Below are 18,616 nucleotides of genomic sequence, written 5' to 3'. Positions count from 1 at the left end.
TTTCTCTGTTTTTACAATACTTTGGAAAGATTTGATGTCCATGATTTACCTTATCATGGTGGCAAATCTTTTACAATCACCTAAAATAAAATACTAAAATAGGACGGTCGGTTTTTTGAACAGTGGCCATGAAGCAGACAAAGATATTGAGGATAAAGAAAAGGACGAGGATAATCACCCCGATAAGGCGCGGCATCGACACTGCTGCAAGGAGGAAGAGCCAGAGGACAATCGTCATATCGGTCGTCTCCCTCGTAACCATTTATATCATATATCTCTTTTTTAGCCCTTATCTCTTCAACTCCCCCAGCCACGACTACGCCCGGACGACCGTGCTGATAAGCCAGGACCAGCTGAAGGCGCTCCATGTCGGCGTCCATAAGATAATAACCGGCTCCGGCATGGGAAGCGGTGTCCTGTTCAAATACAAGGGTAATCTTTTCTGCATGACGGCGTCCCACGTCGACTTTAAAAAGACCGACAGGTTCGGCATCCTCTACAAAAGCAAGATATTCAAGATGAAGCCGGTCAAGAGGTATGAGTCTTACGACATCGTCCTTCTTCACCTCCTCTCGAACAGGAATGTCCCCTATACGGACACCTTCGAGATAGGCGCCCCCCCGGCGGAAAAGGAGATATTCACCTACTACATGGGCTACGGCAGGGACATCGTGCTGGTGGAGAAGAGGGGACAGGTCTCCATTCCAAACGCGAGGACGTCGCTGACCACGGAAGACGAGCTGATCATCACGGCGGAGGTCAAATTCTCCAGGGGGGACTCCGGCGGCCCGGTCTTCGCCGTGGATATAAGGGAGGACGACCTGAAGTGCATCGGCCTTATCGTCGGGATGCATGCGGAGGTAAACAACATCGGGGTCGTGTCGCTCCTTCCCCCGACGCTCAAGCGGGACATGAGGATTTTTCTACTGCTTCACCCTATAAGGAGGCTTTTGTAAATTGACCAAAAAGAAAAATGACAGGCGCGCTCTCGTCTGCTGGTACAGCCAGACGGGACACACGAAGAGATACGGAAAGCTCATAGCGAGGGTTTTTAAGGATTCGGGCGTCAAAACGGACGCCCTCGCGATAGGCGAGGTCGACCCCGCGGGTGCCGTTCGATACGACATCGTAGTCGCCGGAACGCCGGTCTTCTACTACGACGTCCCGGAAAACGTGAGTAATTGGGCCGCGTCGATTAAAGACCTCAATGGCGCCTCGGTGGCGTCATTCGCCACGTTCGGGGGCGACGGGGGAAACCAGCACAACACCGCCGTAGAGCTTTTGAGGCGGTTATCTAAAAAGGGTGGGGTCCCGGTCGGCGCGGCCACGTTCGGGAACATGTCTTCCTACGCCCCCACATGGTCTTTGGGAAACGAGAGGCGAATATTGAAATTCAGCCACCTCCCTAACGAGGCGACCTACGAAAGTGTGAGGGAGTTTGCGAAACAAATCCTGAAAAACGTCGAAGACGGAGTGGAGATCAAGGCGAGGAAGAAGCTCGATATAAACGAGTTGTTCAAATATCTTCCGATGATATGGATAAGCAAATTAATCACCGGGACCCACACGATAGACAAGAACCTCTGCACCGAATGCGAGATCTGCGTGAAGGGGTGCCCCGTAGGGGCGATAGACCTCTCCCGCTTCAGCGTGAACACAAAGAGGTGCATCGCCTGCCTGGGATGCGTCAACAACTGTCCCGCCGGTGCCGTCGTCATGACGTTCATGGGGAAAAAGGTCTACGGCTTTAAGGAGTTTCTCAAACTTAACGGGATAAGGATTGCCGAGCCGTAAGTATGGCTGGGGAGGCGGATATCCCCTCTCTTCCGCCGCAAAACAGGCCGACATCCCGTCTATAAAGATTTTCGGCGGGCGTTCGTCTCTCGGTCTCCATCAAAGCTCTTGTATATTTGTTTATCGCGGATCAAAGGATGACGACCGGCAGACGTTAATCGCCAACCGGTTGGCCCCGCTCACGCGCTCCTGTAGAGCTTGGTCAGGACGAACTCCCGGTGGCCCAGGACTTCGGCCGCCGTCAACCTCCCGTTTGCCGTCCTCCTCGTCAGATCGACCAGTATCTCCCCCGCTTTCGTAAGCGATAGGCTCCCTTTGAGTATATCCGAGACGTCGAGGTCGATATGCTCCGACATCGTCTCGACCGTGATCGGATTCGCCGAGAGCTTGATTACCGGGGTCACCGGGTTTCCGATGACGTTTCCCTGCCCCGTGGGGAATAGGTGGATTACGGCGCCGGACGCCATCCAGAGGGTCACAGCCTCGGCGGCGGCCGAAGATGTGTCCATGTACCAGAGACCCTTACCCCTCGGCTCCTCTGCGGGCTTCAAGACCCCGATGTACCTTGCCGTCTTTCCGATCTTCTGGATGTTGCCGAAGGCCTTTTCCTCGATGGTGGTGAGCCCCCCGGCGATGTTCCCCTTGGTCGGCTGGGAGTCGGAAAGGTCGTCGGTCTTCACCTCGTTTATGAAGTCGTCGTAGGCCTTCCAGACCCTGTAAAATTCCTCCCCGACCTCTTTGGTGGCGGCACGTTCCACCACCACCATCTCGGCCCCCGTTATCTCCGAGGTCTCGCCGAAGGAGACGGTGCCCCCCATGTCGAGAAGCGTCGTCACCGCCTCGCCAACGCTGGGGTTGGAGGCAAGTCCCGACGTGGTGTCCGACTCGCCGCACTTTATCGAGACGTAGAGCTCCGACGCCCCGCACTCGGTCCGTTGAAGCTCCGTCGCGTCCTTGACATACTCCAGCGCCTTTCTTGAGGCCGCCTCGATAGTCTTGAGGTCGCCGTGCCTCTCGATGGAAAACCCACATGCAGGCTTTCCGGTCTCCGCGATCCCGTTAACTAACCTCTTCGTCCACCCCTCCTCGATCCCGATCACCACAACGGCGGCGACGTTCGGGTTTCTCCCGGTCCCTATCATCGTGCGGAAAAAAAGCTCCAAGTCCTCGCCGAACTGAAGCCGGCCGTAACCATGGGGGACCGCGAGCGTCCCCTTGACGTTATTCGCCACCGCTTCGGCCGCGGCGTTTGATATGTCATCGAGAGGCAAGATAAGAACGTGGTTTCTGACGCCGACCCTGCCGTTCTCCCGCCTGTAGCCCATAAAAGTAAACTCTTTCATCGTATTGATCTCTCCATTGAACCGCTGATTTTCACCACCTCTTCGTCTTCACGTTGTGGACGTGGACGTGATCCCCCTTTTTAATTTCAGCCACTACCCTCCCAATGTCGTTGTCGTACTTGATAACCGTGTCGTCCACATTGAAATCCACAAGGGCGATCTTGTGGCCGAAGGGGATGTCGGCATTCGACTCTATCTCGAATTCATCCCCGCTCTCCATGTTGAGGCCCTTGACCACATCCCCCCTTTTAATATCCGAGACGACGACCGCCACGTTGTCCCCCACTCCATGCACAAGAAGTTGAACCATCGAAAGCCTCCCTCAATATCTATTTTTTCTATTTCGGCACCACAACGAGATTAACGGCGTCCATAACGACAAGAACCCTCACGTCGCCCCCACCGCCCCCCTGTCTCTCCACCTCTTTTCTCAGGGCGTCCTTAAGCGTTCCGCATACCGTAAAGAAGCCGGCTTCCCCGCCATACCCCGTTCGAGATAACGCCTCGGAGACGACCGTCATCGTCCCCCCGCCGTCGATGAAACCGATCGGATTTTTGAACTTATGGTCGCCGAGGCGGTAACCGCCTGAGAGACGCTCTGTGAGCGCGTCCCCCCTCGATGCGAGTCCCATCGTCTCGGAGAAGTGGGGCGGGCCGACCCCGTCCGGGCAGGAGGCGACGAGAATGTAGGATCCGCCCATTTTTATCGCCCCCCTCACGTTTTCGAACGACTTCATAGCCTGATAGAGGTCCCTGTCCATCGGGGCCTCCGCAACCGCGATAACGATGTCTGCCCGATCGGCCTCCTTGATATATATATATTCCACCTTGTCAAACAGGGGTGTTATGGAGTCCAGAATCGGCCCGCAAAAGACGCCGTGGATATTCTCCCCCCTGGAGACCACGTTTATCCCGAAAACCTCCACATTTTTTTCCTTAAGCCTTTTCACAACGAGGGATGCGGCGTCCTGAATGTCCTCGTAGACCGGGTTGCCTGCCGTTACCACGGGCCCGCTGCCTTTTGAAAGCGCCAGAAAGTGGTTCTGTCTTATAGTCTCAAAGGAGGCGACCCCGGGGACGATCGACTTTCTCCCGCCGGTGTACCCGGCAAACCAGTGCGGCTCAACGCTCCCGACAGCCACGATATTGTCGTACTCGAAGAGGCGGCTCGATACCTCGACTTTCGTTCCCCTCGGCGTCCTCCCCACCAGGACCTTTGGGTCGGCGGTCGAGTCGTGGAAGTGTATCCTCCCCGAGAAGGAATCGGAGAGCCTTCCCAGAATCCTCCTTTCCGCCTCCTTAACCGAATCCGGGACCTTGTGGGCGCCGGTGGCGACGATCACGTCCCCCGAGTGCGCCCCAGGATAGCGCCCTGCTAACAGCCTAAGGAGCCTCTCCGTCGGCGTAGGCCGGTCGAGGTCGTTTACGATGTAGAGCGTACCCGTGCCCGGCTCGAAGGGGAGGTTCAGAGCCTCCACTATCTCGCCGTCCGTCAGAGCCTTCACGCCCTCCGCCGGCGAGACGACCTCGAGGTCGACACTATCGCTCGGGGTGCCCGGGTCGATCGTAACCTCCCTCTCACCCCCGTAACTCCTGTATCTGACAACGACCTTCATATTCTATGAGGCGCCCACGTTTGGATTTAACATTAGATCATTTCTCCGTCTTGTCCCAGGCGTCCCTGAATCTCTTCAGACCCTCGTCGGTGAAGGGGTGGGTAAAGGAGTCCCTGTAGACGTCGAACCCCGCGGTGACGATGTCCGCCCCCACCACCGCCGCATCCACGATCTGCTTTCCGCTCCTCACCGCCGCGACTATGATCTCGGTGTCGAAGGCGTAGTTCTCGTATATCGCAACGATGCTCGATACGAAGTCGGCGCAGCCCTCGCCGCTCGACTCCTTCCACCCGATGAACGGGGAGACGAACCAGGCCCCAGCCCTCGCCGCCTGTATCGCCTGGGAGGGGGAAAAGACCAGGGTGACGTTTGTCTTTACGCCCGCCTCGAAAAGTTCCTTTGTCGCTACCAGGCCTTGTTCTGTGCACGGTATTTTGACAACGAAGTTTTCCGATGTGGCGGAGAGCTCTTTTGCCTCCACGATCATCTCGGCGGCGGTCGCAAGATGGGGGTTGACCTCGACCGATATGGGGAAATCGACCCCCTTGAACTCGCCCGCGAGCTCGGTAATCACGGTCCTGAAAGGCTTCCCCGACAGGAGGATGTGTCTCGGATTCGTGGTGACGCCGTCTATCCCCCAGTTATCAAAGGCGTACCTTATCTCGTCCAGCTTTGCGCTGTCCAAAAAATATTTCATCTCGATACATACCTCCTTTTCTATTGTCATGGCGTTTTTCGATCTCTCCGGATGCATTTTGTTGACCTCAACTAAGCCCGTCCACCCAGGAACAATGGGAAAAAACGCTTGATTTATCGAAAAAACCGGCCTATTATATATCGATAACGATAAAATTGCAAGGTCGAAAAAGGTCGATCGACGGTTTTTTTAAATGAACCTGATTTGAGAAAACCTCCCCATAACTATAAGAACTATAAGATATTATGGCCCACGGAGCAAAGATAGACCGAAGGAAGATAAACAAGAGAAACCACATCATCGACCTCTTCCGCCAAAACGGCCCCCTCTCCAAGGCGCAGGCGAGGGAGCTCTCCCGCTACTCGATGGACACGATCATCTCGATATTCGACTCGCTTATCGAGGAGGGGCTCATCGTTATTGCTGTCGGCGAACAGAAAAAAAAGGGGAGGAGGGCACAATTCTACGACCTGAACCACAAAAGGAGGCTCTACCTCGGCACGATGTTTAATGACTCCGGCATTTTTTCAAGCGTGGTCAGCTTCTCCAGAAGGGAAGTTGAGCAGTCCACAACGAGGCTCCCCTCCTCGGTGGGCAAAGACGAGTTCATCGAGCTTTTCACCTCCCATATCGAATCGATCGTCTCCAACTACTCCGGGCCGGACGGCGGGATCGCGGCAGTCGGCTGCTCCGTTCCGGGCGACATCGACCACGAGGCCGGCATACTGAAATCCTATACCTTCATCCCCTCCCTTGCCAATGTCAACTTCATCGACCTGATATCGAAGACAGCCCCTGAAAAGAGGATTGTGGCGGACCACAACGTCAGGAGCATGATCGAATATATCCTCAACAACGGCGGCGCCGCCGAGGAGCGGGAGACCGTCCTCTTTGTATCGGCGAGGTCGGGGGCGGCAAGCGGCCTCATCCACAAGGGGAGGGTCGTGACCGACAGGGGCGAATTCGGCCACATCAAGGTGACCGACGAGAAGGCCCGGTGCATCTGCGGGAGGTCGGGCTGCCTCGACTGCTACTTTTCGTTAAACAGCTTCATTAAGATAGCGCCGGAGATGATTGAAGACGATGGGAACGCAAAAGACACAGCGCTACTAGACCGCCTGGCCGGTGAATACCGAAACGGAAGCGGCGAGATCAAAAGGGAGCTCGACAGGAGGCTCAAACTCTTTACCATCGCGCTCCTTAACGTCATAAACGTGACGGTTCCCGACCTCGTCATATTGACCGGCGAGCTATTCAAAATATACGGGGACCCGATAAAGAGAATAAAGGAGATAACGGCCGAGCACTTCGAGGACGGCGGGTACATCAGCCACTTCAGAAACGCCGACTTCGACTACCTCGACATCGGCCCGGAGATAGCCGCCATCGGGATATGCCATCGACTGATCGGGGAGGAGTGGAGATTCCACGAGGAGGAGAGATAGCCGATCCAATATTTCATATGAAGGCAATGCAAACAATATCTAAAAAAAGGGTGACATGAAAAAGATAGACGTCTACATTACGATGACATCGGCCCCCCACTTTCCCGTCGGTCTTTCGCTGGAGGCCTTTGAAGAGGCGATAGCGCTCCTTAAGGACGACGGGAGGGTGAACCTCTTCCGCTCCAGGGAGCCGATAAAAGAGTACACCTACCGGAAGGAGGACGGCCTCGATGAGCTTAAAGGAAAGAGGATGGACCTCGTGATCCTCGTCCAGGGGGCCTTTACCTGGGACAACGTCATGCTGAAGATACTGAAAACTTTCGGGGATGCCCCGGTACTCCTCTGGGCGCTGGAGGAGCTCCCCTTCGACTCCGGCTCCATCGAGCGGAATTCCTTGTGCGGCACCATGATGAACGCCGCCACCCTGAAAAGGATCGGCAGGACGGTATTTTACATCTACGGCAACCCGGAGAGGGAAGAGGCGAGAGATAAACTAAACGACATCATCGCCTCGGTCTTAGCAAAGAAGATGGTCGAGGGATCGACCTACGGCTCCATAGGCTCCCGCCCCCCCGGCTTTTACAGCTCCACGTTCGACGAGCCGGAGGTTTTAAAAAAGTTCTCGATAAGGACGGTCCATGGGGAGCTTCTGGATATCCTCGAGCGCTACGACAATATCGACGATGTTGATGTCAAAAGGGACATCGCCGAAATGATGAAGTTAGGGGAGATGGGGCTGGCGGACGATGAGTCGAACGCAAAATCGTCGAGGCTCTTTCTCGCCATAAGACAGTTCATCAGGGAAAACGAGATAGACTACCTCGGCATCAAGTGCTGGCCGGAGCTTATGAGGCGGGGGCTCAACACCTGCATGATAAACGGGAGGCTAACGGACGAGGGGATAATGACCGGCTGCGAGAACGACTTCTACGGGACCCTCACCATGTATATCTATTATCTCCTTACCGGCACCTCCCCCTGGTTCGCCGATCTGATCCATATCGACAGGGAGACGAAGAACCTCTACCTCTGGCACTGCGGGGCAGCGCCCGGCTCGCTCTGCTCCAAAGATTTTACTCCCAAGATAAACAAGCAGTACCGGGGTGACGACAGGGGAAACACCCTCGAGTTCCCGCTGAAGTCGGGCAAAGTGACGGTGGGGCGTATTATCGTAACGCCCGAGGGGGAACACAAGATCGTGGCCTTTCGGGGTGAGGCGGTAGAGCCGTCCTACACGCTGCGCGGCAACTGGAGCGAGGTCGTCCCGGAGGTAGATGCGTACATACTGCTGGATAAACTCTTCGAACTCGGGACGGCCCACCACTACGCGGTCGTCTACGGCGACGTTGTCGAGAGGCTTAAGCATTTTGCCAAGCTTATGAACATCGAGCTTGTCATAATATCTTAAGCAATAGCGTAAGTAATAGAGCAGCGATTTTTTACGAAACATACTTTTTTTTAAGGAGTAAAATATGTCACCGCTAACAAAACCCTTTCCCGGCGAGAAGCTTCCCTGGTACTACAAGTTCTTCTTCGGCCTTGGGGACTTCCTCGGGGGCGGGTCGTTCGTCCTTATCGGAGTCTACTACACGATCTTTCTGACCGATGTCGTTTACCTTGGCTTTATCTTCATCACGCTGAACATGGTCATCGCCAAGGTCTGGGACGCGATTACAGACCCGCTTATGGGGATACTCTCCGACAAGACGAAGAGCCGCTGGGGGAGGAGAAGGGTCTACTTCATAATCGCCATCCTTCCGGTCGCCATCTCGTTTTTCTTGATGTGGCTTCCGCTGAAGGTGGGAGAGAATCAGGAAAATCAGATCGGAATATTTATCTATTTCCTGGTTACGCATCTCTTCTTCAGGACGGTCTTCACGATGGTCATGATTCCTTTTAACGCCATCATCCCGGAGCTGACCACCGACTACGACGAGAGGAGCAGTATCTCCGGCTACAGGGGGGTCTTCTCCATCTTTTCGAGCCTCCTCTCGGCGGCCCTTCCGGGCCTTATCGTAGCAAAATTTACGGACGCCGGAACCGGCCACGCGGTGATGGCGGGGATATTCGGGTTATTCTATGCGCTTCCCTTCATCAGCTCCTTCTTCTTCTCCTACGAGCGCCCGGAGTACCAGCGGTCAAAGCCCCTCCCCTTCTGGGAGTCGTTTAAGGAATCCTCCAGGAACCGCTCCTTCCTCTATCTCTTGGGGCTTTACATCTTCGCCTTCGTCGCCTTCGACATCCTCATGGCCACGTTCCTCTACTTCCTGAAATATTACCTCGGCCGGGAATCTATGGGCTCGGCCCTCTTGGGAACACTGCTGTTCGTGGAGATGATCTTTTTACCGGTCTATATCGTCATCGCAAACCGAACCTCCAAGAAGACCTCGATGACAATAGGGCTTATTATCTGGGGCGTTGCGATGTCCACCGCCTGGTTTTTCCCGGCGGATATCCCCAACACTTTCCTCTACGCCTACGCCTTTGTCGTCGGCATGGGGACGTCGGCCGTCGCAATCCTCCCCTGGGCGATGCTCCCGGACATCTCAGATGTGGACGAGCTGATGACCGGAAAGAGGAGGGAGGGGGTCTACGCCGGCTTCTTCACCTTCATCAGGAAGATCTCCTCGGGTCTCGCCCTGGCGGCGATTCCCCTCTGCCTCGGGTTTGCGGACTACGACGGCAAGCTCGACGTCCAGGGGGAAGAAGCCGTAAAAATGATCAGGATACTGTTCAGTATCGTTCCGATCTTATTCATAATCGTCACCGTCTACTTCACGACGAAGTTCCCCCTAAACTCCCACACCCACGCCGTCTGCATGAACGAGATAAGGCGTCGCAAGGGTGACGACTACGACGATATGGGATTATCGGAGGAGGAGAAGGAAAGAATATTGACGGCGCTCACCGGCTCTCCCGACAGGTGGAAGGGAAAGGCTTAAGGGAATTTAGATAACTGAACATCGATAAACAAAAAAGGGGCGGAATCTATTCAAGATATTGAATCCGATTCCGACCCCAGGTTTTTTTATCCGAAAGATGTTAGGGGATGGCCGCTTCCCTCACACCCTACTTGGAGACGAGGCCGATGTCGTCGAGCCAGATCGTCCCCTTGATGCTCTTGCTGTAATCGCATACGTTTACGCCGAATCCAGTCATCTTCTTCGGGTCAATCTTTGTAAGTCCCCCCTCACTCGCCCATCCGGACCTCTTGAACTCCGACCACAAAAATGAATAGAGCTTCCAGCCGCTGGCGGTCCTGAAGCCGGTTTCGAAGGGGGTGGCACTCCCCACCTCCCCGGAAAATAGGATCAGGGTCATATCCTCTCCCCCCTTCTCGGAATATATCCAGACCGAGAATCCGCCGTAGGCGCCCCAGTTCTGATGGCTATCGAAGTAGCGGCCGAAGCCGCCGCACCCGTCCCTCTTTACGCTGTAGTTTGCCTTCAAGGAGCGGTTTCCGCTCTTCTTCTTCCCCTCGTCGAATTTTATCTCCACGGTGGACCCGTCGCCGGCCCCCACCTCCCAGTTGGGAGAGTCGGTCTCGAAGCCGTCAATCAAAGAAGACTTTACCGCGGGGCTTTTGGGTGTCCTTGTCTCAGGTATAGTCTCCGCCGGCGGGGATTCTTCTATCTCCGGCGGCTCCTCGGCGGCGGTTTCCTTCGGCATGGGGCCAGACCCGACAACGCCCCTCTTCTTTATCACGCTTTCGATAAAGCTCACGAACTTCGGGCCGATCTCCCGGTTCGCCCTGTCGTTAGGGTGGGAGTCGTGGTTGCCCACGCGGTACCCCGGCTTTAGCATGTTGTCGCCTCCGGCGAGGAGGTCAAAGAAGTCGAAGACGAAGACGTTCTTGCGGCCATTGAGGAACCCGTCGGACTTGAGCCAGCTTGTAAACGCCCTGGCGCGCCTTGCGGCGGCGGGGCTGGTCTCGTTAGGAACGAGGGGCGGCTGGGTTACGATGATGAAGGTCTTGTTCGGGTATTGGTCCATCCTGTTTATGATGGTGCGGTAGTAGGACTTGTACTGGTTGAGCTGCTCGTCGCTCTCTATGTTGCTTACCGGGAAGCATGACTTGAAGAGTATAACGTCGTACTGTATCAGGTGGCTAAACGTGTTTTTCGGGGGCGATGTTAGCTTCTGGGTGAATATCGCGGCATAGCCGTCCGGGTCGGTGTTGTCTCCGGGGACGTTGAAGTTCCTGCCGGTGTACGAACCTTTTGCGTCTCTAAGCCCCTCCTCGTTGTAGCCGTGGTCGTAAAATTGATACCCCTTCGCCGTCAGTCCCTCTCTCACGTTCCCGCCGTTTATCAGCCCCTGGCCGCAGGAGTGATGGAGAAAGATGATCTTCACCGGCGCCGCCTGGGCGGACAGGGGAAATATCAGCACAACAGTAAAGAAGGCAAAGAGGATTAAGCAAAGGAAGGCGGGCACCCCCCTTGAAAAACCGAGTTTCAAGCCAGCTGTTTTTATTTTATAGTCTTCCCCTTTCATTTTTACCTCCTATTTCAAAGACACGACTTCTATTTTATCATCATAGAGAGGGAAAGGGAAATAATTTGTATTGTCAGTGCCGCCCGACCCACAGGAATCTATGCTGTCATTCCCAACTCTATTGGTAATCTATACTGTCATTCCCAGCTTTTCTGGGAACTTATTCTGTCATTCCCAACTCGATTGGGAATCCAGTTAAATATCAGTGTCACCCGCCCTCCCAACACACAAACACCCATCCCTCTGGATTCCCGTTTTCACGGGAATGACATATATTGCTGGATTCCCGCTTTCGCGGGAATGACATAATATATCATTTCAGGTCAGTCGATAACCTTGAGGATCTTCGGCGCGTTTCTCGGCGTGGGCTCCGGCACCCTCTCCGGGTAGCCGACCGCTATTGGCGCCACAATTGCATAATCATCGGGGAGGCCAATCTCCTCCCTCGTCTTCCTGCTACGTATCTGCGATCCGAGGCCGACCCAGCATGTCCCCAATCCCCTTTCGGCCGCCGAAAACATGAAATAGGACGCCGCGAGGGCGCAGTCCACAGGGAGGGAATTGAGCTTTCTCTCCCCCACAATAAGGACGAGGCACGGGGCGTTGTAGAAAACGTTAAACTCCTCGTTTTTGATGGCGCCCGCGTATCTATTGACCGACAACTTCGGGTCCTTCTCAATATCTGAGAGAAGCGCCGCCTTGCTCTCGTCCGACAGCCTCCTTATCGTATCCTGGTCGTTGACGACAATAAACTTCCAAGGCTGGCCGTTTCCTGAGCTCGGCGCGAGGCACGCATCGGCGATGACCTCTTTCACAAGCTCCGTTGGAACCTCCCTCTCCTGAAATGACCTTACGGACCGCCGCCGCCTCAAAATCTCTCTTAACTCCATAAAAAAATCCTTCTTTCTATCTCTTCAATATCCTGCCGTTCAATTGTTGCCTTTCAGACAACGGGCAGCAAGGACAGACTTGCATAATTGTATTAACATGCCCCAGTGGGTTTTGCCCGTACTGCTTATGCAGATACAGGGGCTGCTATTCTGTCATTCCCAGCTCGACTGGGAATCTATGCTGTCATTCCCAGCTCGACCGGGAATCTATGCTGTCATTCCCAGCTCGACCGGGAATCTATGCTGTCATTCCCAGCTCGACCGGGAATCCAGTAAGATATTAATCTGGATTCCCGCTTGCGCGGGAATGACATGTTATTTAAAATCCCACTTCCCAAGGGAATAACAGACGCCACCCGGTGACCCGCCCCCTGAATTCCCGGTTCTATCAATCTTTGGACACTTATAAACAAATCCCTTTAGACATTAGACAAGAGACTCCGGCACGTCGATCATCTTTGCCCTCAAGTATTCCCCCAGCGACTTCGCCAGAGGGTCCATCCTGACGGAGGCCGCCGCCCCCTCACCCAGAACGCCGTGGATGTAAAAGTTGAGCGCAAGCAGGTTAGGGAGCTCGTAGCGGTCTATCTCGTAGGGCGCCATGTCGGGGAGAAGCTCCTTGAGCCTTTTCGTCGTCAGGTACTCCCTCAGGTACGAGAACGCCTCAGGACTCTTCCCCCAGACGCCTAGGTTCGCGTTCCCCCCCTTGTCCCCGGAGCGGGTGGCGTAGACGCGGCCCAGGGGTATTTTAACCATCTTCCCCTTGGGCACATCAGGTATCTTCACCTCGATGGGTTTTATGGACTCCGCCTTCCCCTCGGCCTTTGCCGACACTACCTGAAACTCGCTCCCGTTAACGTAAACCCTCTGGACTAAATGCTCCTTGGAAACCAGGGCCGGCCAGTGAAAGATCGTGGGTGTCCCGTTGGTGGGGGGGCTGGTGAGCGTGAATCCGGGGATGCTGGCAAGCGCGAGCTCGACAATCTTTGCAGAAAAGAGCCGCCCCGCCTTGTTGGAGTCCGGGTCTATGACGGTGATCCTCAGCTGGGCGAAGGCCTCCTCGTTCGTTGACGGGTCATCCTTGTCCGACCTCACCAGCTCCACGTGCACCTTCTGGAACTGGTCCTTTCCCCCCATGCTGTCGAAGAAGGTATCCTCGAAGATCTTCGCCTTCTTCTCTATGTCGAGGCCGGTGATGATGACCGTCATGGAGTTCTTGTGCCCACCGAGGACGTTCATGCACACCTTTGTGGTGTCGGTCGGCAGCTCACCCTTGACACCCGTCACCCTAACCCTGTCTTTGCCCTCCTGGGAAATCTCTATCGTGTCAAACCTCGCTATCACATCCGGCGTAAGATAACCCGGCCCCCCTATCTCGTAGAGGAGTTGGGCCTTCACAGTATCAACCGACACAAGGCCCCCGGTGTTCGGGTGCTTGGTGATGGTAAACGAGCCGTCCTCGAAGACCTCCGCTATCGGGTATCCCACGTTCTTGAAGGAGGGTACCTCTTCGAAGAATGAGTAGTTCCCGCCGGTGGCCTGGGCGCCGCACTCGATGATGTGGCCTGCTACGTACGCCCCGGCGAGCCTGTCCCAGTCGTCCACCTTCCAGCCGAACTTCCACGCGCACGGCCCGCTTATCACGGAGGCGTCAGTCACCCTGCCGGTGACCACGATGTCCGCCCCCTCGTAGAGGGCCTTTGTTATTCCCCAGCCGCCGAGATAGGCATTTGCGGTGATCGGGTTCGCCCCCGCCTCCTTGAGACCGATCCCCTTGTCGAGATGGGTGAAGGCCTCTCCCTTCCCGTTAAGCTCCTCCAGCCTCGCCATCAGGTCGTCCCCCTCGATGTAGGCGATCTTGGGACTTACGCCGAGCTCCTTTGCCACCCCCTGAAGGCTCTCGGCAAGGCCGGCCGGGTTCAGCCCTCCGGCGTTGGCCACGACCTTGATCCCTTTATCCATGCATGTCCCCATGACCTCTTCCATCTGTTTCAGGAAGGTCGATACGTACCCTCCCTTCGGGTCCTTGAGCCGCTTCCGAAACAGTATAGCCATGGTTAGCTCGGCAAGGTAATCCCCCGTCAGAAAATCGATGGGGCCACCCTCGACCATCTCCTTGGCGGCGCTGAAGCGGTCGCCGAAAAATCCGCTGCAGTTTGCGATAATCAGTTTTTTATCATCGGTCATTTTTAATTCCCCCTTCAACTCAACTTCTATTTCCCCTTGAAGACAGGGTCCCTCTTCTCGATAAACGCGGTTATCCCCTCTATGGCGTCCTCTGTTGCGGCCACCTCGGCTATCTTCCCGGAGAGAAAATCGAGGGCATCCTCGAAGCCCATGTCCGCCATCGCGTAGAAGGCTTCCTTTCCTATCTTCATCCCGATGGGGCTTTTTCCCGCCAGCACCTTCAAGACCTTATTCACCTCGCTGTCGAGCTCTTCGTCCTCGACGACCCGGGTTACCAGTCCCATCTCGAGCGCCTCTTCGGCCGACATCCTGTTCCCCAGGAGGATCATCTCCATCGCCCTCTTTCTGACCGCATTTCTGAATATCAGGGCGCCGATCATCATAGGCCAGAGGCCCACGTTGACCTCGGGCGTCCCGAACTTCGAGCCTTTCTTGGCGACCACGATGTCGCAGGCAAGCATGAGCCCCATACCCCCAGCCAGGCAGTAGCCGTTGACCCTGGCAACGGTCGGCTTGGGAAACGATACGATCTTCTTCAAGAGATCGGCATATCTCTTGAAGACGTCCACCTTGCCGTCCCCTGCGCCGCCGGCGAGGTCCGCGCCGGAGCAGAAGGCCTTTTCCCCCACCCCGGTAATCAGGACGGCCCTGACATCGGCGTCGTCTTTGACCCTGTCGAGATACTCGTGTAGGAGCTCCACGGCAGATACGCTCAACGAGTTTCTCTTCGCCTCCCTGTTTATAGTGAGGCGCGCCACGCCGTCCTCAACGACATACACAACATCAGCTTCCGACATAGCCGGTTCCTCCTCAAATGATATGGATATGATAAAATTTATACGGTTATTCCCGGCGCCACTGCGCCGCCTGACGCCCCACGCTCTGGATTCCCGCTTTCGCGGGAATGACACTTTTTCATTCCCGGCTCGACGGGGAATATATGCCATAATTACCAACAGCGTTGGGAATCTATTCTGTCATTCCCGACTTGATCGGGAATCCAGTAAAATTTTAGTGCAACCTGCCCACCCAACGCGCAAAAACCCACCGCTCTGGATTCCCGCTTTCGCGGGAATGACAAGCGCTTCTAATCCCCACTTGCAGCGCCCTCCTCCCCGGAGTCCTCCCTCTCGATATCCACCAAGATCTGCCCCGGCTCCACCTTGTCCCCCTCGGAGACGTTTATCTTGGTGACCTTCCCGGCAAAAGGTGCAAAGAGGGTCGTTTCCATCTTCATGGCAGAGACCACCACGACCCCGTACCCCTCCTCGACCTCGTCCCCCACCTCAACGAGCACCCTTATCACCACAGAAGGCATGGGAGGGGTAACCTCGGTGGGAATCGCCTTTCCGCCGCTTTTCCCTCTCCTCCTCTCCATGATATCGGCGTTCTGCACCACGTACGGCGTGCCGTCGATCACGATCTCCTTCTCGCCGCCGCTGTTTACGACGTAGGCAGTACGACCCCTCCCGTCGATCTCGAGACGAATCGTGTTCTCGGAGACGGCCGTAAATGAGACCTCCATCTCCTGCTCGTTGACAAAAATGGTCATCGTTCCCCCATCGGCGCCCTTAACCACATCCTCCACCCTGACCGGCGTCGGGTCTCCGTCACCTAACTTCAATCTGTATTCCAACTTTCTTAAACTCCACCAACCGTTATATTAAAATCAGACCAAAAATCCATCACAACGTGTCGAGCTCTTCGCGCCTGATCTCCCGCCCCTCCTCGGCGGACCTGTAGCCCGCCAGCGTCCATAAGACCGCCAGCGCCGCGTCCTCGATACTCGCCGACCACTCGCCGTCGTATTTAGGGATAACGGTTTTTTGGCCGACGATCCGATCGATGAAGTGCCTCATCTGGCGGAAGTAGAGGGTGTTCTTCAGCCCTCCGGGGACCCTCATCGGCGTGTAGATGTTCGGGATTATATTTACTGGCTTGTAACTTTTAAGCTTCATCTTCTTGTGGGTGTACTCCTGGAAGGCCTCAAAAAAGATCTTCGCCTTTTCGCCGTAGATGTAGCCGATCTCGAATCCGCTGGGTCGTCCCATGACGAGGGTGCTCTTCTCGAAGACGGCGACCGTGTCGTTTTTAAGGGTCAGTACGGCGCAGGCCAAATCCTCGTGGGCTCGGGTCTCTATGAACCTCCTCGTCACGCAGTATACCGACTCGATCTCCCCGAATATGAACCTCATCAGGTCGATGTAGTGGGGGGCGTGATCGAAGAAGTCGCCCCCTCCCGCCCGCTTGTCGAAGTAGCGCCACGTCCCGTACTTCTTCTCCAGATCGATACCCCGCTTTTTGAGAAAATCGATCGCCTTCTTGAGCCACCCCTTTCTGAAGTCGGGGATGTAATAGTGCCAGTATATGCTCAATTGATAGATCCTGCCCAGCGTACCCGAGTCGACTTCCTCCTTTATCCGCCCAAATCCCGGCTCGAAGCGCTTCGAGTGGCCTACCTGGACAATCTTGTCGTGGCCCCTTGCCATATCGACCATAGCCCTGACGTCCCCGGGTGTCGTGGCCAACGGCTTCTCGCAGAGGATATGGAGGCCGGCGTCGATCGAGTCCTTCAGGTGCTGCCGATGAAACCAGGGCGGCGAGGCGATAACAACGGCGTCGAGGTCCGCCTCCTTGAACATATTCCTGTGGTCGGAGAAAACAGCGGGTACTTTGAACTTCTTTCTAAAGCTCCCGCGGTTCTCGTCGTCCGGGTCGGCCGCTGCGGCGACCACCGCTCTCCCGTCCGCCTTGACGGCCAGGCCGTGCCCCACGCGGGAGACCTGACCGCACCCTATTATCCCGACCTTGATTTTGTCCGGGGCCATTTCATCCCTCTTAACCTGTAATTAAAAAAACGTGTTTGCCAAAGTCAGTCTAAGTGCCGATTAGGAGCCTACGCCATCCTCCAGCCCCCCAGCGTCTCCCATGGCGTTGGGATTGAGGCTTCGGAGGCGTCGCCAATTCTAACTGCACCCCTCTTGGGTTTTAACATCTCATCGATAATATAGGCCGCAACCGCAGCGTCCGCGTCGCTCCTTAACGGCCTCCAGTCCTTGAAATTGGCCTCGATGAAGTCGGTGTATGTCTCCCCGTCTTGAAACTGCTTCGACGAGATGATGTCTATTATCATCGGTACAGGGGTCTTTATCCCGAGGATCGGGTAATTTTTTAGCGCCCTTACCATCCTCCTTATGGCGTCCCCCCTCGTCCCGGCGAAGACGACGAGCTTTGCGAGGATCGGGTCGTACTCCATCGGGACGGTGAAGCCGGAGTATATACCGGAGTCCACCCTGACGCCGGGGCCGGTCGGCTCCTTCATGAAGAGGATATTCCCCACCGACGGGAAGAAGCTGTTCTCCGGGTCTTCGGCGTAAATCCTCGCCTCGATGGCGTGCCCGGACGCCCTGATCTCCTCCTGCTTCATGCCGAGTGGCAGGCCTGCGGCTATCTCCACCTGTTTTCTGACGAGGTCCAAACCGGTCACCATCTCGGTGACCGGGTGCTCCACCTGAAGCCTCGTGTTCACCTCGAGAAAGTAGAAGTTGCCGTTTGCGTCCACGATGAACTCCACCGTCCCCGCGTTGACGTAGCCGGCGGCTTTTGCCGCGGAGACCGCGGCCCTTCCCATCTCGTCTCTCAGCTCCGGCGTCAGGAAGGTCGAGGGGGTCTCCTCGATGATCTTCTGGTGGCGCCTCTGGATGGAGCACTCCCGCTCGAAGATGTGGACTGTGTTTCCCTCCTTGTCCGCCAGTACCTGGAACTCGATGTGCCTCGGCCTCTCGATATATTTTTCGAGGTAGATCGCGCCGTTTCCGAAGGCGGTCTTCGCTTCGCTCGTCGCCTGGTTTGCGGCCTCCTCGATCTCCCCTTTCGAGTTAACGATTCTCATCCCCTTGCCGCCGCCCCCGGCCGCCGCCTTGATGATGACGGGATAGCCGATTTTTTCCGCCTCCTTTGCGATCTCCTTTGGATCGGCCTCGGGCTCGGTCATCCCGGGGATTACCGGAACGCCACCTTCGATCATCATCCTCCTGGCGACCGTCTTGTCGCCCAAATCCCTTATCGCCCCTGCAGGCGGGCCGATGAAGACAATCTTCGCCTCCTCGCACCTCTTTGCGAAGTCGGCGTTCTCGGCCAGGAAGCCGTA

The 18,616-nt window shown here is 55.8% G+C and carries 16 protein-coding genes; 5 read left to right on the top strand and 11 right to left on the bottom strand.

Annotated features, from left to right (window positions below):
• Window positions 1-128: 128 nt before the first annotated feature.
• Together JW984_12045 and JW984_12040 are read left to right on the top strand one after the other, a co-directional pair.
• Window positions 129-956, top strand: coding sequence for a hypothetical protein (locus JW984_12045; protein ID MBN1573919.1), 828 nt, complete (start codon window positions 129-131; stop codon window positions 954-956).
• 1 nt (window position 957) lies between these two features.
• Complete coding sequence (locus JW984_12040; GenBank protein ID MBN1573918.1) at window positions 958-1,794, top strand: EFR1 family ferrodoxin; 837 nt, start codon at window positions 958-960, stop codon at window positions 1,792-1,794.
• A gap of 179 nt (window positions 1,795-1,973) precedes the next feature.
• Here the strand turns inward: JW984_12040 and JW984_12035 are convergent, their stop codons facing one another.
• From JW984_12035 to JW984_12020, 4 genes are read right to left on the bottom strand one after another with little or no spacing between them, the layout of a single operon-like run.
• The gene (locus JW984_12035) at window positions 1,974-3,137 is read right to left on the bottom strand and encodes a UxaA family hydrolase (protein ID MBN1573917.1); all 1,164 of its coding nucleotides are present in this window, start codon (window positions 3,135-3,137) and stop codon (window positions 1,974-1,976) included.
• 31 nt (window positions 3,138-3,168) lie between these two features.
• Entirely contained in the window at window positions 3,169-3,447 is a 279-nt protein-coding gene (locus JW984_12030) for a UxaA family hydrolase (protein ID MBN1573916.1), read from the bottom strand.
• 28 nt (window positions 3,448-3,475) lie between these two features.
• The gene (locus tag JW984_12025) at window positions 3,476-4,753 is read right to left on the bottom strand and encodes a DUF2088 domain-containing protein (GenBank protein ID MBN1573915.1); all 1,278 of its coding nucleotides are present in this window, start codon (window positions 4,751-4,753) and stop codon (window positions 3,476-3,478) included.
• 37 nt (window positions 4,754-4,790) lie between these two features.
• Window positions 4,791-5,450, bottom strand: coding sequence for a transaldolase (locus JW984_12020; protein ID MBN1573914.1), 660 nt, complete (start codon window positions 5,448-5,450; stop codon window positions 4,791-4,793).
• 245 nt (window positions 5,451-5,695) lie between these two features.
• On the opposite strand from JW984_12020, the gene JW984_12015 reads away from it, so the two are divergent.
• The 3 genes from JW984_12015 (at window position 5,696) to JW984_12005 (ending at window position 9,837) form a co-directional block, all read left to right on the top strand.
• The gene (locus tag JW984_12015; GenBank protein MBN1573913.1) at window positions 5,696-6,895 is read left to right on the top strand and encodes an ROK family protein; all 1,200 of its coding nucleotides are present in this window, start codon (window positions 5,696-5,698) and stop codon (window positions 6,893-6,895) included.
• Between the two features lie 55 nt (window positions 6,896-6,950).
• Window positions 6,951-8,303, top strand: a complete 1,353-nt coding sequence (locus tag JW984_12010; protein ID MBN1573912.1) for a hypothetical protein — start codon at window positions 6,951-6,953, stop codon at window positions 8,301-8,303.
• 64 nt (window positions 8,304-8,367) lie between these two features.
• The gene (locus JW984_12005) at window positions 8,368-9,837 is read left to right on the top strand and encodes an MFS transporter (GenBank protein MBN1573911.1); all 1,470 of its coding nucleotides are present in this window, start codon (window positions 8,368-8,370) and stop codon (window positions 9,835-9,837) included.
• A 127-nt stretch (window positions 9,838-9,964) separates the two neighbouring features.
• On the opposite strand, the gene JW984_12000 is transcribed toward JW984_12005, so the two are convergent.
• From JW984_12000 to JW984_11970, 7 genes are all read right to left on the bottom strand, one after another.
• On the bottom strand, window positions 9,965-11,389 hold the full coding sequence (locus JW984_12000; protein ID MBN1573910.1) for a hypothetical protein: 1,425 nt from the start codon (window positions 11,387-11,389) through the stop codon (window positions 9,965-9,967).
• A 323-nt stretch (window positions 11,390-11,712) separates the two neighbouring features.
• Window positions 11,713-12,279: a nitroreductase family protein gene (locus JW984_11995; protein ID MBN1573909.1), complete on the bottom strand. Its 567-nt coding sequence runs from the start codon at window positions 12,277-12,279 to the stop codon at window positions 11,713-11,715.
• Between the two features lie 426 nt (window positions 12,280-12,705).
• Window positions 12,706-14,466, bottom strand: coding sequence for a DUF1446 domain-containing protein (locus JW984_11990; GenBank protein ID MBN1573908.1), 1,761 nt, complete (start codon window positions 14,464-14,466; stop codon window positions 12,706-12,708).
• A gap of 26 nt (window positions 14,467-14,492) precedes the next feature.
• Window positions 14,493-15,263, bottom strand: a complete 771-nt coding sequence (locus JW984_11985; protein ID MBN1573907.1) for an enoyl-CoA hydratase/isomerase family protein — start codon at window positions 15,261-15,263, stop codon at window positions 14,493-14,495.
• Between the two features lie 290 nt (window positions 15,264-15,553).
• Complete coding sequence (locus JW984_11980) at window positions 15,554-16,018, bottom strand: biotin/lipoyl-binding protein (protein MBN1573906.1); 465 nt, start codon at window positions 16,016-16,018, stop codon at window positions 15,554-15,556.
• A 133-nt stretch (window positions 16,019-16,151) separates the two neighbouring features.
• A complete protein-coding gene (locus tag JW984_11975) occupies window positions 16,152-17,294 on the bottom strand; it encodes a Gfo/Idh/MocA family oxidoreductase (protein ID MBN1573905.1) in 1,143 nt (380 codons plus the stop codon).
• A gap of 68 nt (window positions 17,295-17,362) precedes the next feature.
• Window positions 17,363-18,616, bottom strand: a 1,254-nt coding sequence (locus JW984_11970) for an ATP-grasp domain-containing protein (GenBank protein ID MBN1573904.1), incomplete at its 5' end; no start/stop codon positions are given.

Origin of the sequence: Candidatus Zymogenus saltonus (assembly GCA_016929395.1) — a bacterium.
In the GTDB taxonomy this organism is placed as follows: Bacteria; Desulfobacterota; Zymogenia; order Zymogenales; family Zymogenaceae; genus Zymogenus; species Zymogenus saltonus.
The sequence above is the reverse complement of the archived record's forward strand: the minus strand, read 5'-3'. Positions and strand labels throughout refer to the sequence as shown.

Excerpts from the sequence above, each read along its gene's own strand:
- JW984_12045 (MBN1573919.1), top strand. The coding sequence starts at position 129 with ATGAAGCAGACAAAGATATTGAGGATAAAGAAAAGGACGAGGATAATC.
- JW984_12035 (MBN1573917.1), bottom strand. The coding sequence starts at position 3,137 with ATGAAAGAGTTTACTTTTATGGGCTACAGGCGGGAGAACGGCAGGGTC.
- JW984_12030 (MBN1573916.1), bottom strand. The coding sequence starts at position 3,447 with ATGGTTCAACTTCTTGTGCATGGAGTGGGGGACAACGTGGCGGTCGTC.
- JW984_12025 (MBN1573915.1), bottom strand. The coding sequence starts at position 4,753 with ATGAAGGTCGTTGTCAGATACAGGAGTTACGGGGGTGAGAGGGAGGTT.
- JW984_12020 (MBN1573914.1), bottom strand. The coding sequence starts at position 5,450 with ATGAAATATTTTTTGGACAGCGCAAAGCTGGACGAGATAAGGTACGCC.
- JW984_12015 (MBN1573913.1), top strand. The coding sequence starts at position 5,696 with ATGGCCCACGGAGCAAAGATAGACCGAAGGAAGATAAACAAGAGAAAC.
- JW984_12010 (MBN1573912.1), top strand. The coding sequence starts at position 6,951 with ATGAAAAAGATAGACGTCTACATTACGATGACATCGGCCCCCCACTTT.
- JW984_12005 (MBN1573911.1), top strand. The coding sequence starts at position 8,368 with ATGTCACCGCTAACAAAACCCTTTCCCGGCGAGAAGCTTCCCTGGTAC.
- JW984_12000 (MBN1573910.1), bottom strand. The coding sequence starts at position 11,389 with ATGAAAGGGGAAGACTATAAAATAAAAACAGCTGGCTTGAAACTCGGT.
- JW984_11995 (MBN1573909.1), bottom strand. The coding sequence starts at position 12,279 with ATGGAGTTAAGAGAGATTTTGAGGCGGCGGCGGTCCGTAAGGTCATTT.
- JW984_11990 (MBN1573908.1), bottom strand. The coding sequence starts at position 14,466 with ATGACCGATGATAAAAAACTGATTATCGCAAACTGCAGCGGATTTTTC.
- JW984_11985 (MBN1573907.1), bottom strand. The coding sequence starts at position 15,263 with ATGTCGGAAGCTGATGTTGTGTATGTCGTTGAGGACGGCGTGGCGCGC.
- JW984_11980 (MBN1573906.1), bottom strand. The coding sequence starts at position 16,018 with ATGACCATTTTTGTCAACGAGCAGGAGATGGAGGTCTCATTTACGGCC.
- JW984_11975 (MBN1573905.1), bottom strand. The coding sequence starts at position 17,294 with ATGGCCCCGGACAAAATCAAGGTCGGGATAATAGGGTGCGGTCAGGTC.